At 61.3% G+C, this 13,485-nt stretch carries 11 protein-coding genes and 2 rRNA genes (1 of these 13 running past the window's edge); 8 read left to right on the top strand and 5 right to left on the bottom strand.

Annotated elements, in window-relative coordinates; genetic code table 11:
• From R2B70_RS03770 to R2B70_RS03780, 3 genes are all read left to right on the top strand, one after another.
• Positions 1 to 2,128 (top strand): 23S ribosomal RNA (locus tag R2B70_RS03770); it begins 761 nt to the left of the window's first position.
• Between the two features lie 124 nt (positions 2,129 to 2,252).
• Positions 2,253 to 2,367, top strand: a 5S ribosomal RNA gene (gene rrf / locus R2B70_RS03775).
• A 299-nt stretch (positions 2,368 to 2,666) separates the two neighbouring features.
• On the top strand, positions 2,667 to 3,299 hold the full coding sequence (locus R2B70_RS03780) for a LysE family translocator (protein ID WP_318162672.1): 633 nt from the start codon (positions 2,667 to 2,669) through the stop codon (positions 3,297 to 3,299).
• An 89-nt stretch (positions 3,300 to 3,388) separates the two neighbouring features.
• On the opposite strand, the gene fis is transcribed toward R2B70_RS03780, so the two are convergent.
• The gene (fis, locus tag R2B70_RS03785; protein ID WP_005309538.1) at positions 3,389 to 3,685 is read right to left on the bottom strand and encodes a DNA-binding transcriptional regulator Fis; all 297 of its coding nucleotides are present in this window, start codon (positions 3,683 to 3,685) and stop codon (positions 3,389 to 3,391) included.
• A gap of 25 nt (positions 3,686 to 3,710) precedes the next feature.
• Positions 3,711 to 4,676: a tRNA dihydrouridine synthase DusB gene (gene dusB / locus R2B70_RS03790; protein ID WP_042076799.1), complete on the bottom strand. Its 966-nt coding sequence runs from the start codon at positions 4,674 to 4,676 to the stop codon at positions 3,711 to 3,713.
• A 290-nt stretch (positions 4,677 to 4,966) separates the two neighbouring features.
• On the opposite strand from dusB, the gene R2B70_RS03795 reads away from it, so the two are divergent.
• The 4 genes from R2B70_RS03795 to R2B70_RS03810 all read left to right on the top strand — a co-directional run bounded on the left by R2B70_RS03795 (position 4,967) and on the right by R2B70_RS03810 (position 9,813).
• Positions 4,967 to 6,373: a TolC family protein gene (locus tag R2B70_RS03795; protein ID WP_318162673.1), complete on the top strand. Its 1,407-nt coding sequence runs from the start codon at positions 4,967 to 4,969 to the stop codon at positions 6,371 to 6,373.
• 73 nt (positions 6,374 to 6,446) lie between these two features.
• The gene (locus R2B70_RS03800; protein WP_318162674.1) at positions 6,447 to 7,451 is read left to right on the top strand and encodes an HlyD family secretion protein; all 1,005 of its coding nucleotides are present in this window, start codon (positions 6,447 to 6,449) and stop codon (positions 7,449 to 7,451) included.
• Positions 7,451 to 8,599, top strand: a complete 1,149-nt coding sequence (locus tag R2B70_RS03805) for an ABC transporter permease (protein WP_318162675.1) — start codon at positions 7,451 to 7,453, stop codon at positions 8,597 to 8,599. The genes R2B70_RS03800 and R2B70_RS03805 overlap by 1 nt, the downstream gene beginning before the upstream one ends.
• Complete coding sequence (locus R2B70_RS03810) at positions 8,599 to 9,813, top strand: ABC transporter permease (protein WP_318162676.1); 1,215 nt, start codon at positions 8,599 to 8,601, stop codon at positions 9,811 to 9,813. The genes R2B70_RS03805 and R2B70_RS03810 overlap by 1 nt, the downstream gene beginning before the upstream one ends.
• A 69-nt stretch (positions 9,814 to 9,882) precedes the next feature.
• Here the strand turns inward: R2B70_RS03810 and R2B70_RS03815 are convergent, their stop codons facing one another.
• From R2B70_RS03815 to R2B70_RS03825, 3 genes are all read right to left on the bottom strand, one after another.
• Positions 9,883 to 10,518: an SDR family oxidoreductase gene (locus R2B70_RS03815; RefSeq protein WP_318162677.1), complete on the bottom strand. Its 636-nt coding sequence runs from the start codon at positions 10,516 to 10,518 to the stop codon at positions 9,883 to 9,885.
• 129 nt (positions 10,519 to 10,647) lie between these two features.
• A complete protein-coding gene (locus R2B70_RS03820) occupies positions 10,648 to 11,502 on the bottom strand; it encodes a DnaA ATPase domain-containing protein (protein ID WP_318162678.1) in 855 nt (284 codons plus the stop codon).
• Between the two features lie 75 nt (positions 11,503 to 11,577).
• Entirely contained in the window at positions 11,578 to 12,246 is a 669-nt protein-coding gene (locus R2B70_RS03825; protein ID WP_219144301.1) for a DnaT-like ssDNA-binding domain-containing protein, read from the bottom strand.
• Between the two features lie 257 nt (positions 12,247 to 12,503).
• Between R2B70_RS03825 and R2B70_RS03830 the strand changes: the two genes are divergently transcribed.
• On the top strand, positions 12,504 to 13,475 hold the full coding sequence (locus R2B70_RS03830; RefSeq protein ID WP_042076792.1) for a response regulator: 972 nt from the start codon (positions 12,504 to 12,506) through the stop codon (positions 13,473 to 13,475).
• The last annotated feature ends 10 nt before the right edge of the window (positions 13,476 to 13,485 follow it).

Genomic DNA, 13,485 nt, shown 5'->3' on the forward strand with positions numbered 1-13,485 from the left:
TGGGGGTGAAAGGCCAATCAAACTCGGAGATAGCTGGTTCTCCCCGAAAGCTATTTAGGTAGCGCCTCGGACGAATACTACTGGGGGTAGAGCACTGTTTGGGCTAGGGGGTCATCCCGACTTACCAACCCCATGCAAACTCCGAATACCAGTAAGTACTATCCGGGAGACACACGGCGGGTGCTAACGTCCGTCGTGAAGAGGGAAACAACCCAGACCGCCGGCTAAGGTCCCAAAGTTCTGGTTAAGTGGGAAACGATGTGGGAAGGCTCAGACAGCTAGGATGTTGGCTTAGAAGCAGCCATCATTTAAAGAAAGCGTAATAGCTCACTAGTCGAGTCGGCCTGCGCGGAAGATGTAACGGGGCTCAAACCAGGCACCGAAGCCGCGGATTCACACTAAGTGTGAGTGGTAGGGGAGCGTTCTGTAAGTCTGCGAAGGTGTGTCGAGAGGCATGCTGGAGATATCAGAAGTGCGAATGCTGACGTAAGTAACGATAAAGGGGGTGAAAAGCCTCCTCGCCGGAAGACCAAGGGTTCCTGTCCAACGTTAATCGGGGCAGGGTGAGTCGACCCCTAAGGCGAGGCCGAAAGGCGTAGTCGATGGGAAGCAGGTTAATATTCCTGCACGACTTGTAATTGCGATGGGGGGACGGAGAAGGCTAGGTGGGCCAGGCGACGGTTGTCCTGGTGAAAGTGCGTAGGTGGTGTTTCTAGGCAAATCCGGAGACACAACACTGAGACACGAGACGAACGCACCACGGTGCGGAAGCCATTGATGCCCTGCTTCCAGGAAAAGCCTCTAAGCTTCAGATTACAAGTCATCGTACCCCAAACCGACACAGGTGGTCGGGTAGAGAATACCAAGGCGCTTGAGAGAACTCGGGTGAAGGAACTAGGCAAAATAGAACCGTAACTTCGGGAGAAGGTTCGCTCTTGTTGGTGAAGTCCCTTGCGGATGGAGCTGACGGGAGTCGCAGTGACCAGATGGCTGGGACTGTTTATCAAAAACACAGCACTCTGCAAACACGAAAGTGGACGTATAGGGTGTGACACCTGCCCGGTGCCGGAAGGTTAATTGATGGGGTTAGCGCAAGCGAAGCTCTTGATCGAAGCCCCGGTAAACGGCGGCCGTAACTATAACGGTCCTAAGGTAGCGAAATTCCTTGTCGGGTAAGTTCCGACCTGCACGAATGGTGTAACCATGGCCATGCTGTCTCCACCCGAGACTCAGTGAAATCGAATTCGCCGTGAAGATGCGGTGTACCCGCGGCTAGACGGAAAGACCCCGTGAACCTTTACTACAGCTTGGCACTGAACATTGAACCTACATGTGTAGGATAGGTGGGAGGCTTTGAAGGCGTGACGCCAGTTGCGCTGGAGCCGTCCTTGAAATACCACCCTTGTATGTTTGATGTTCTAACGCAGGGCCCTGAATCGGGCTCGCGGACAGTGCCTGGTGGGTAGTTTGACTGGGGCGGTCTCCTCCCAAAGAGTAACGGAGGAGCACGAAGGTTGGCTAATCCTGGTCGGACATCAGGAGGTTAGTGCAATGGCATAAGCCAGCTTAACTGCGAGACGGACAGGTCGAGCAGGTACGAAAGTAGGTCATAGTGATCCGGTGGTTCTGAATGGAAGGGCCATCGCTCAACGGATAAAAGGTACTCCGGGGATAACAGGCTGATACCGCCCAAGAGTTCATATCGACGGCGGTGTTTGGCACCTCGATGTCGGCTCATCACATCCTGGGGCTGAAGTCGGTCCCAAGGGTATGGCTGTTCGCCATTTAAAGTGGTACGCGAGCTGGGTTCAGAACGTCGTGAGACAGTTCGGTCCCTATCTGCCGTGGGCGTTGGATGATTGAAGGGAGTTGCTCCTAGTACGAGAGGACCGGAGTGAACGAACCTCTGGTGTTCGGGTTGTCACGCCAGTGGCACTGCCCGGTAGCTAAGTTCGGAATCGATAACCGCTGAAAGCATCTAAGCGGGAAGCGAGCCCTGAGATGAGTCATCCCTGACCCCTTGAGGGTCCTAAAGGGCCGTTGGAGACCACAACGTTGATAGGTGGGGTGTGTAAGCGCGGCGACGTGTTGAGCTAACCCATACTAATTACCCGTGAGGCTTAACCATACAACACCCAAGAAGTGTTCGAAGACTTGTAGCAAGTGCATGAACTACTTACAAATTCAGTGGTAATGACAAAGCAAACTAGCCGAGTTGTTATTCACGTCAGCTTTCTGGATTGAAGAATTTGCCTGGCGGCAATAGCGCAGTGGAACCACCTGACCCCATGCCGAACTCAGAAGTGAAACGCTGTAGCGCCGATGGTAGTGTGGCATTCGCCATGCGAGAGTAGGACACTGCCAGGCACCCAACACGAAGAACCCCGCTCATTTGAGCGGGGTTTTTATTTGCCTGAAATTCGGCTCCCGCGTAGCCTTGCCTATCTTTACTCCGCTACTCCTCCGGCTTCTATTGCATCTGCCATCCCCTTTCCTCCGCATAAAGAGTCTGCCTGCCAAGGTGGTTTCCAGTCGCCCTGGGGGCTGATGACCTTGGGTGCAATGAGTTACCATTCCTTTTTCTGATGATCACTATTGCGGCGGGAGGGAGTGACAAGCGTTGCCGGATCCTTAGACTGTGAATCTCATCGACAAGGGAGCTGTGTATGTTGGGGATCCACGATCTGGCGTTGTTTATCGTCTCCGGTCTGCTGTTGAACATGATGCCGGGACCGGATTCCATGCTCATCATGCTGCGCAGCGGTTCACAAGGCTGGCGAGCCGGCTCGGTGGCGGCGTTGGGGATAGGAACGGGCACCATGGTGCACGTGCTGGCCGCAGCCCTGGGGCTGTCGGCCCTGCTGAGCACCTCGGCTGAGCTGTTCGCCGTCATCAAGCTGATGGGGGCGTTCTATCTGGTCTATCTGGGGATATCACTGCTCAGGCATAGGACTGGAGCTGCGGGCGCCGGGAATGAGGCTGTGGCACTGCCCAGGCTCTCCTATGGGCGGATCTTCCGGCAAGGGTTGCTCACCAATGTGCTCAACCCCAAGGTGGCGCTCTTCTTCCTCGCTTTCGTGCCCCAGTTCATCGATCCCGCTGCACCACAGAAGGCGCTGGCCTTCATCGTGCTGGGTTGCATCTTCAACCTCAACGGCATGATCTGGTGCCATCTGCTGGCGTTTTCCACCGCGTTTGCAAGCCGCAAGGTGCGATTGCCCGCCCGGGTAGCAACTTGGCTGAACCGCGTGATGGGGGGCCTGTTCGTGGGGTTGGGGGTCAAGTTGGCAGCCGAGTGATAGCCCGCGTCGAAATGACCGACCATAGAAAAAGGCGTATCCCATCGCTGGGATACGCCTTCGTCTGCACAGCAGCAGAATGACCGGGATCAGTTCATGCCGTAGCGCTTGAGTTTCTTGCGCAGGGTACCGCGGTTGATGCCCATCATCACGGCGGCGCGAGTCTGGTTGCCACGGGTGTACTGCATGATCACGTCCAGCATGGGAGCTTCGACTTCGGAGAGAACCATATCGTACAGATCAATCACTTCCTGACCGTTCAACTGGGCCAGGTAGTTACGCAGGGCCTGTTGCACAGAGTCACGCAGGGGGCGCTGGGTCGGCTCGGCAGCGTGATTGTGAGTAGTTGTTACCAATGCATCAGAAGTCAGGGTTTGTTCGAACATATTCGGTCGGCTCTTTAGTTATGCGTTAACCTAATCCATCGAAATACGCTTCGAGTGCCTCAAGCTGTGCGTCTGCACAATCCAGGGCATTGAAGTGCTTACGGAATTCTCGGCCCGCCTCTTCTTCATCCAGATACCAGCCCACGTGTTTACGGGCAATGCGTGCCCCCAGATAGGCACCGTAAAACCGGTGCAGATTGGTGACATGCTCGTTCATCAGGGTGCGAACCTCTTCCCTGTCGGGAGGTGGCAGCTTGGTGCCCGTCTCAAGAAAATGGCGGATTTCCCGGAAAATCCAGGGTCGTCCTTGCGCAGCACGGCCGATCATCACGGCATCGACACCGGTATAGTCGAGGACATACCGGGCCTTCTCCGGGCTATCGATGTCGCCATTGGCGACAACAGGAATCGATACGGCCTGCTTAATCGCCCTGATAGTGTCGTACTCCGCTTCACCCTTGTAGAGGCAAGCACGGGTACGACCATGCACGGCAAGGGCCGCGATACCGCAATCTTCGGCGATTCGGGCGATCTCCTCGCCATTGCGGTTATCCGGATCCCATCCTGTGCGGATCTTCAAGGTGACAGGCACCTCCACCGCGTCCACCACGGCCCGGCAGATGGATCTGACCAGGTCTGGCTGACGCAGCAGGGCGGAACCTGCCAGCTTCTTATTCACTTTTTTTGCCGGACATCCCATGTTGATGTCGACGATCTGAGCGCCCTGCTCCACGTTGTAGCGGGCAGCAAACGCCATCATCTCGGGGTCGGCACCGGCAATCTGGACCGATCGCAAGCCACCTTCTGCAGAGTGATCCATTCTCATCCGGGTTTTCTGGGTATCCCAGACATCCGGGTTGGCCAGCAGCATCTCGGAAACGGCCATGCCGGCTCCCAATCGCAAACAGAGTTCACGAAATGGTCGGTCTGTTACACCGGCCATGGGGGCCACGATCAGGGGAGTTTCAAGCGTGTGGGGACCTATCTGCATTACACGGTTACCATCGGCTTAGGGCGGCGTATATTACGCATTTTTTAGTCAGGAGAAAAGGTTAGTATTTGAGCGTCAGCCATTTTTTTCTGAAAAAAACGTCGAGCCAAGGCTTGCAAATTCAGGAGTGCTTGAAAATCGGGCATATTGTCTGGGAGCATGTTCAGGGTCAAATGAGTGAGGGGCGCGGTGAATTGTGAGTCTCCTTCCCTGGCCGGTTTAGGCTATGATAGCGGGCCTGAATCGAGCAAAAGCTCCACACAATTTCATTACAAACGGATCGGGGATGTATGACGGCAAGGTTCATCAAATCGCTCTGCCCATGCCTGCTGGGTATGATGCTGGGGTCGGCCCAGGCGCAGACGGTCAGCTTCAGCGAGGCCTGGAGCCGGGTCATCCAGCAGGATGACGGACTGGCGGCAGAGCAGGCCGGGGTGGAGAGGGCCCAGCAACTGCGGGAGGCGGCCAAGGCCATGTACCTGCCCAAGGTGGATGTGGGGGCCAGCTATACCCACCTCGATCAGCCGATGGAGCTGGACATGCTGGATCTCAACCCCATAGCCAACCACCCCGAGTTCGGCAAGGTGCTGGGGCCCGTCATGCAGGCGCTCAATCTCAGCCCGAGCGACTTCGTCACCCCGCTCACCAAGCAGAACGTGGTCACCAGTTCGGTCAAGATGCTGTGGCCACTGTTCACCGGCGGGCGCATCGATGCGGCCCAGGACATTCGTCAGGCCCAGGTGAGCGAGGCCGAGCAGTTGCTGGTGCTCAAGCAGCAGTCCACCTTCGAGAGCCTCTCCCAGACCTACTTCGGCGTGGTGCTGGCGGCCCAGGTGGTGCAAACCAAGCAGGAGATCGAGGAGGGGCTTGCCCATCACCTGGATCATGCCAACAAACTCGAGGCCCAGGGCCAGATCGCCAAGGTGGAGCGCCTTTCGGCCCAGTCGGCCTATGACAGGGCACGCATCGACACCCAGAAGGCGCGACGCAGTCTGGAGATCGCCCAGCTGGCCCTCGGTCACCTGCTCAAGCTCAAACAGGCTGAGCCCAATACCCGCCTCTTCATCAACGAGGGGATGCCACAGCTCGCTCCCCTGGTGCAGGAGACCCTGGCGGTGCACCCAGGCCTCAAGCTGCTGGCGGCCAAGAAGGAGCAGGCCCAGGGCATGATCAAGCTGGAGAAGGGCAAATACGCCCCCGAGCTGTTCCTGTTCGGCAACTACAACCTCTATGAGGATGACTCCATCGTCTCCAAGACCACACCGGACTGGCTGGTCGGGGTCGGGGTCAGCATGCCGCTGGTGAGCCGCGATGGCCGCTCCGAGACGGTCCAGGCGGCCAAGAGCGCCGAACTCCAGGTCAACCTGCTGCAAGCCAAGACCCGCCAGGATCTGGAGCTCTTGGTCGAGAAGACCTGGCGCGAGGCGGCCCAGGGGCTGGAGGAGTACCACTCCCTCTCCTCGACCCAGGCGCTGGCCGAGGAGAACGTGCGGTTGCGTGACAAGGCGTTCGGGCAGGGGCTCTCCACCTCGCTGGATGTGGTGGATGCGCAGACCCAGCTGGCCGGGGTCAAGACCCAGCGCGCCGCTGCCGCCTACCAATATGTGATCTCCCTGGCCCGCCTGCTGGCGCTCTCCGGCCAGATGAACAGTTTCAACCAGTATCAGCATGGCCAGGCCATCGAGGTGAACTCATGAGCACGCGCCACTCCGTTCCCGTTTTCATGTCCGTGTCGACCGCCAAGGGTCGCCCGTTTGCCGAGGTGAATTCATGAGTCATCCCCCCATCAAGAAGAAGATGAGCCAGGGCAAGCCCTGGTTGCAGCCCCTGGTCCTGGTGCTGCTGGTCCTCTGGCTCGGCTGGCGCTTCTGGCTGGCCTATCAGCCGGAACCGGTCCGGCTGCAGGGGCAGATAGAGGCGCAGCAGTATTCGGTCTCTTCCAAGGTGGCGGGCCGTATCGACGAGGTGCTGGTGAAGAAGGGGGATCAACTGGCCAGGGGACAGCTGGCGTTCACCCTGGCGAGCCCCGAGATCGAGGCCAAGCTGAGCCAGGCCAAGGCGGGCCAGGCGGCGGCCGGCGCCATGGCCGAGGAGGCCGAGAAAGGGGCGCGAGTCCAGCAGATCGCCGCCGCCAAGGATCAGTGGCAGCAGGCCAAGGCGGCCGCCCTGCTCCATGGCAAGACCTATGAACGCATCGCCAGCCTGCACCGGGATGGCGTGATGTCGCTGCAAAAGCGTGACGAGGCCTGGACGGCCTGGCAAGCGGCAAAATACAGCGAGGGTATGGCCTGGCAGCAATACCAGATGGCGTTGGAAGGTGCGCGGGAAGAGACCAAGATCGCGGCCCGCGAGCAGGCCAAGATGGCGGCAGGGGGAGTGGCCGAAGTGGAGGCCTATCTGGCCGACACCCGCATCGCCAGCCCCCACGAGGGGGAAGTCGCCCAGGTGCTGCTGCGCAGCGGCGAGCTGGCCCCCCAGGGCTTCCCGGTAGTGACCCTGCTCGACATGAAGGATGCCTGGGCCCAGTTCCATGTGCGTGAAGACCTGCTGCCAAGGTTCCCGGTCGGTACCGAGTTTGATGCCCGTATTCCCGGCCTGGGGGATCAGCAGGTGCGCTTCAAGGTGACCCATGTGGCGGTGATGGGGGATTTCGCCACCTGGCGTGCCACCGACACCCGCCAGGGGTTCGATATGAAGAGCTTCCAGGTGGAGGCGCGCCCCCTGCAGCCGGTTGAGGGGTTGCGGGTCGGCATGAGCGTGCTGGTCGAACTCTGATGGGACGCGAATGGCGGTTGCTGTGGCAGGATCCGTTCGGCCGGGCGCTGGCGAGCTGGGTCCCCTTGGTGCTGATAGGGATCCTGTGCTGGATCTTCTCGGCCGGACTGGCGCGTGACCTCAAGGTGGGTCTGGTGGATCTGGATCGCAGTGCCCTCTCCCGCCAACTGGCGTTTTCTCTCGATGGCTCCGCCGGGCTCAAGATAGCGCGGCAGTTCGACACCATCGACGAGGGGGCCAGGGCACTGCGTGGGGGAGACATCTATGCCCTGGTGGTGATCCCCCATCACCTGGAGCGGGACGCCCGCGAGGGGACCCAGCCCAGGGTGACGGTGTTCAACAACGGCCAGTTCATCCTGATCGCCAAGCTGGTCAACTCCGCGCTGGCCCAGGTGGTGGGGACTCTCAACGGCCAGGTAGGGGTACTGGAGGCCATGGCCGACGGCAAGGCGCTGCCCGGTGCGCTGGGGCAGTCGATGCCCATCGCGAGCCAGGTGACTGCGCTCTACAACCTCAATTCCAGCTACGCCCAGTTTCTGTTGAGCGCCCTGCTGCCTGCGGTGTGGCAGATCCTGGTGGTGCTCTATGGCCTCAATGCCCTGGCCCGCACCGATCGCCTCGGGCTGGACTGGACCACCAGAGGGGTCTGGTTCGGCCTCTGGCGTACCCTGCTGCCCCATGTGCTCATCGGCTGGGGGTGGGGGCTGGCGTGGAGCCTGCTGTTGTTCAAGGGGCTGGGGTACCCCATGCAAGGCAGTTGGCTGGTGCTGACGGCGGGGCTGGGGCTGGCCTCGGCCGCCTGTGTCACCATGGGGGCCTTCTTCTACGCCATCATCCGGGATCCGGCGCGGGCGCTCTCTCTGGCCGGTGCCTACACTGCGCCGGGTTTCGCCTTCATGGGGGTCACCTTTCCGGTCAGCGCCATGGGGGATGTGGCCCAGTTCTGGCGCGGCCTGCTGCCCATCTCCCACTACGTGGAATTGCAGATAGGGCAGAGCAACTACGGCCAGCCGCTGACGGCGGCCCTGCCCCAGCTCGGGGCCCTGCTGCTGTTTCTGCTGCCCCTGCTGTTGGTGGTGCGCCGTTACCGGCAGCAGGCGGAACTGGTCCGTCAATCCGTCGCAATCGCCGAGAAGGAGCCTGAGTGATGCTGGGGTTTGTCGATCTGTTGCGCCTGGAGCTGCGCACCCTCTTGGCGGATCGCGCCATCATGCTGACCCTGTTTGGCGGCGTGCTTTTCTACTCCTTCCTCTATCCGCAGCCTTACCTGCACCAGCTGCCGCGGGAAGAGCCCGTGGTGGTGGTTAACGAGGATGGCAGCCAGCTCTCGCGCCAGCTGGAGTTCATGGCCGATGCCACGGCGCAGGTCAAACTGGTGGCGCGGGCAGACTCCCTCGATGAGGCACGCCAGATGATGGTGGCCGGGAAGGCGAGCGGCATCTTGCACATCCCCCGCCATTTCTATCGGGACCTGATGCTGGGCAGGAGCGTGACCCTGGGCTATGCGGGCGATGCCTCCTACTTCCTGGTCTACGGCACCATAGCCGAAGGGCTGGCCCAGGCGGGGGGGACGCTCGCCGCCCAGATCAAGGTGGCCCGGCTGCTGAGCCATGGGGAGGCGCTGCCCCAGGCCGCCATGGGCTGGAATGCGGTGGCCCTCAACGTGCTGCCTGTGTTCAACCCCACCATGGGCTATGTGAACTACGTGGTGCCGGCGGTATTCGTGCTGATCCTGCACCAGGTACTACTCATGGGCACCGGCATCCTGGGGGCGACCCAGAACCAGCGCAGCCGCCGTGGGGAGTCAGGTTACTGGCAGAGTGCCCCCGTGCTGGCGCTGCTGCTGGCCCGCACCCTGGTGGTGGGGGGGCTCTTCGTGCTGCCGGTGACCTACTTCTTCGGCTTCTGCTTCGATCACTACGGCATTGCCCGCACCGCGACGCCGGGGGCGCTCTGGCTGTTCACCCTGCCATTCCTGCTGGCGACCACCTGGCTAGGTGTGGTGCTGGGGGCCTTGTTTACCCGGCGCGATCTGCCGACCCAGGTGGTGCTGGTGTCATCCCTGCCGCTGGTGTTCCTCGCCGGCTTTATCTGGCCCCTTGAGCTCATCCCGGCCCCCCTCAACTGGCTGGCCCAGTGGGCGCCGAGCACGCCGGCCATCGAAGGCTTCCTGCGCCTCAACCAGATGGGGGCGAGCTTTGCCCAGGTCTCTGCCTACTGGTGGCGGCTGTGGGGGTTGGCGCTGCTGTATGGAACACTGGCTTGCTGGTTGCTTCATCGGCGGCAGCCGCGCCCTGCGGGCCATCAGGGAACGCCGGATGAGCCGGCCACGGCGGGAGCGGGTGAACCTTCTTCTCGCTAGAGGCCATCAACGCAAGGTGAACAACAAAACGGTCAGCCCCTGGGCTGACCGTTTTGCTATTCGCCCCGCTCACCCCCGGCTGAGGCTGGGGTCGGCGATGGCATAGATCTGGCCAAGGGCCTGCGGGTCGGTGAGCAGTTGCATACCCCGTATCGCCACATCCTGGCGGCGCACCAGGCCGTGTAGCTCCTTGTTCTGGCTCAGCTCGGCCTGTCCCGTCGCCTCCCCATCCTGCAAGCCGGCGGGCCGCAAGATGGTCCAGTCAAGGGTGCTGGTCTGCAGCCAGCTCTCCGCCAGGCTCTTGAGCCTCACCTCGTGACCGAAGGCCTCCCGCGCCCGTTGGGGCAGGTATTGCCAGCTATCGCCACAACCGAGGGAGGTCACCAGCAGCAGGCGGCTGAGCCCGGCCCGCTCCATCTCGTCGATCACCAGGCGATTGCCCAGGTAGTCGACGGGCTCGGCCTGGCGGAAGCTGCCGAGGGTGGAGATGACTCGCGCAGCGTTGTCGGCTGCCTGGCATGCCATGGTCACGGCCTGTGGGTCCAGGGCATTCCCGGTGACGACCTCGACACCCAGAGATTGCAGTTCGGCGGCCATGTCGGCATGGCGCACCAGGGCGACGACCCTGTGACCCTGGCGCAGCGCCTGCCCGGTGAAGGCACGGCCCAGCCCGCGGCTGGCACCGAAGATGAGTGTGGTTGGCATGAGAGGCTCCCTTTGAAGAAAAGGGTTAGCCTAGGAGGGCGCAGCCCTCCTGTAAATGAGAGCCGTTTTTATTTGTGAGGACGAGAGGGGAAATGACGGGCCGGACGTCGGGGACGCCGGCCCGAGGAGTCAACCCTGATAGTTGCCTATGCTGGGGCGACGGCTGGGGCCGCTCAGGTGAATGTCCACCGGGTTGAACGCCTTGATCGCCTCGAAGCTGAAGTCGCCGATGGCCTGATGCAGGCTCTGGGGGCCGTGGTTGGTGATGATGATGACGCTTTTCGACAGGTTGCGGCGCCGGCGCAGCAGGTGGCCGAGGAAGCTGGACTGGCTCTCCGCCATCTTGGCGCGGTTGGCCGCCACCTCGTCGATGATCAGCAGATCCACCTCTTCCAGGGCGCGGCGGTACTGGTTGCGCTCCTCCTGATCCTGGATGACGTTGAAGAAGAGCCTGTCTACGATGGAGGCCCACTGCTGGAAGATCACCGATTTCTGGTGGCGCTCGATCAGCTCGTGGGCCACGGCGCCCGCCAGGGTCGACTTGCCGGTGCCGTAGTCGCCATAGATGAGCATGCAGCCGCCGCCGCTCTTCTCCCAGTGTTCGAAACCGCTGATGAAGTAGCGGGCCGTCTCGATGGGATACTGCAGTGCGGGATCGGTGGCGTCCATCTTGTCGAAGATCCAGTCGGGGTTGAGATCGGCTTGGGCGATCAGCTTCTGGATCCGTTCCTGGCGTGCCGCCTTCTGCAGCTCGCGCACCTCGGCATTGGCCTTGGCGTCGTATTCCTTGCGCAGGGTCTCGTAGTCGTACTGAGTGCCGCCGGTCTGGGCCTGCAGGCGGCGGATGCGCTCGAGCAGGCCACCCACATGCCGGCTCAGCTCGGGATCGCGCACGCGCTGATCCTGTTTGGCCTTGGCGATCTTCTGGCGTCTTGCCTCGATCTCCTGCAGCTCCTCGCGCAGTGGGTCGTGCGGATCTGTCATGAATGGCTCCTTCTGCGAGGGAAATGGCAAGCGTCTGATGATACGGCTAATGGTGCCAGCGGCGAATACCCGGGATCAATCATTCTCCGGCTCCTGAGCGAGACGCTTGGCCACTTCGATCATCTCCTGTGCCCGCTTGCTCGGGCCCGTCTCGGCCGGGGCCGGGGTGATCTGCTGATATCCCGCTACCACAGTCGGTTGGCGACGGGCATAGCGCCGACCCTTAAGGGCGCGAATGAATTTCAGCATCCACTGGTGCTGGGAATCGAACACCTCGGGGCGGCCGAGCCAGTAGGCGATGAACTCGCCGAGATCCTCCTCGCTGTAGCTGGCGTCGATCACTCCGCACAGGCGGGCGAGGGCGGGCAGCTCTTCATCCGGCCGCCACTGCAGGTGCATCTGGAACGGCCGCTCCGGCAGCGGGCTGCGTACCCGCTGGCTCAGCAGTGGCAGCAGGAAGGGGCACTGATGGTAGTGCTCACTGTCAGCCTGCGCCTCGACCTGCAGCAGTTCGGCCTCCATCAGCTCGTCGAGCAGCTCGGTCAGCTGGCGGGCGTTGACCTGATAGCTGAAACCGCCGGGATTGCCCGGATCGACGACCGCCAGGGCGCGACCCAGTTCAGGGTAGTTGAGCCTTTGCTGCCGATTTTCCAGCACCAGCCGGCGCAGCTGCAGGGTATAGAGGCTGCGTGCCGGATGGGAGAGTCTGGGATGGGCGAGGGCGCTGTATTCGGCTGGCGTCATGGTCTGCTTCACGATCTGGAGTGGGGGGCATTATCCCTCATGGCGGGGTCTCACACAATTCGAGACGATCTTGGACGGGGCATCCGCTCTTCAAGGCGGCCATGACCGCACAGGGAGTGTTGATAAAATAATCAGTCCATTTCAAATGGTTGGCAGACATCGCGACCGTTGGCGGCAAGATGGAGTGGCGGGATTCAACCCCCATGATCTAGTCTTAATGCTCAAATAACCATTTGACTAATAAGAGCTTTGTCAAGATGTCAAAAGCCGGACTACGGATCTTGGTGGTGGAAGACGAAGCGGTTTTTCGCCACTCGCTGGTATCTTATCTCGAGCACGACGGGGCCTGCGTCTTCCAGGCCGAGGATGGAATAGAGGGGCTCTCGGCGGCGGCGCTCTATCACCCCGATGTCGTGTTGTGTGACCTCAACATGCCGAACATGGATGGCCATGAGGTGATCGCCTGCCTCAGTGCCCGCTACCCCGAGGTGCCCGTCATCGTCATCTCAGGCCAGGATCAGATGGCTGCGATCGAGCGGGCGCTGCGGGCGGGGGCCCGCGACTTCTTCATCAAGCCGGTGGATGACTATGAGCAGATCCGGCGCAGCATCGATCAGTGCCTGATGCACAACGGCCACCAGAGCCAGCAACTGGAGCTGATGGAACACATCGACTTCTTCCGGGGGCACGATCTGGCCTCCAGTCGCCTGCTGGCCTGGCTGGCGCCGCCGGGCATGCAGGAGTGGGGACCCTGGCAGGTGACCTTTGCCGGCATGGGGAACCTCTTCATCCCCGATACCTTCAAGCTGGACGACAAGCTGCTGGTGCTGGTGATGGAGCTGCCCATCCTCGGTGTGGACGCCGCCTTCTGCGGGGCCTTGGTGCGCTCCCTGATGAACGGCCCCTATCGCCAGTTCCAGCAGCAGGAGAGCCGACTCCTGACCCAGCCACACAGGCTGCTGGACTACCTCAACCTGCAACTGCTGGAATCTGGCCTGCGCCACTCCTTCGCCATGGCGGCGCTGCTGTTCGATCAGGAGGACGGGCTGGTCTTCGCCAATGCCGGTCTCACTTCCCCCCACTGGTTGATGCGTTGTGGCGGGCTGCCGCTCGGCCTGATGCGCAGCAGCCGCTATGCGCTGCACAGGCGCAGCTGGCATGAGCCGTTCGAGCTGCTGTTTCGCAGCGACAGCGGCAGCGCCCTGAAGATGCAGGTACGCCATCACTGAGCACGCCGAC

Origin of the sequence: Aeromonas sp. XH, assembly GCF_033348475.1 — a bacterium.
In the GTDB taxonomy this organism is placed as follows: Bacteria; Pseudomonadota; Gammaproteobacteria; order Enterobacterales; family Aeromonadaceae; genus Aeromonas; species Aeromonas sanarellii.

Excerpts from the sequence above, each read along its gene's own strand:
- R2B70_RS03780 (WP_318162672.1), top strand. The coding sequence starts at position 2,667 with ATGTTGGGGATCCACGATCTGGCGTTGTTTATCGTCTCCGGTCTGCTG.
- fis (WP_005309538.1), bottom strand. The coding sequence starts at position 3,685 with ATGTTCGAACAAACCCTGACTTCTGATGCATTGGTAACAACTACTCAC.
- dusB (WP_042076799.1), bottom strand. The coding sequence starts at position 4,676 with ATGCAGATAGGTCCCCACACGCTTGAAACTCCCCTGATCGTGGCCCCC.
- R2B70_RS03795 (WP_318162673.1), top strand. The coding sequence starts at position 4,967 with ATGACGGCAAGGTTCATCAAATCGCTCTGCCCATGCCTGCTGGGTATG.
- R2B70_RS03800 (WP_318162674.1), top strand. The coding sequence starts at position 6,447 with ATGAGTCATCCCCCCATCAAGAAGAAGATGAGCCAGGGCAAGCCCTGG.
- R2B70_RS03805 (WP_318162675.1), top strand. The coding sequence starts at position 7,451 with ATGGGACGCGAATGGCGGTTGCTGTGGCAGGATCCGTTCGGCCGGGCG.
- R2B70_RS03810 (WP_318162676.1), top strand. The coding sequence starts at position 8,599 with ATGCTGGGGTTTGTCGATCTGTTGCGCCTGGAGCTGCGCACCCTCTTG.
- R2B70_RS03815 (WP_318162677.1), bottom strand. The coding sequence starts at position 10,518 with ATGCCAACCACACTCATCTTCGGTGCCAGCCGCGGGCTGGGCCGTGCC.
- R2B70_RS03820 (WP_318162678.1), bottom strand. The coding sequence starts at position 11,502 with ATGACAGATCCGCACGACCCACTGCGCGAGGAGCTGCAGGAGATCGAG.
- R2B70_RS03825 (WP_219144301.1), bottom strand. The coding sequence starts at position 12,246 with ATGACGCCAGCCGAATACAGCGCCCTCGCCCATCCCAGACTCTCCCAT.
- R2B70_RS03830 (WP_042076792.1), top strand. The coding sequence starts at position 12,504 with ATGTCAAAAGCCGGACTACGGATCTTGGTGGTGGAAGACGAAGCGGTT.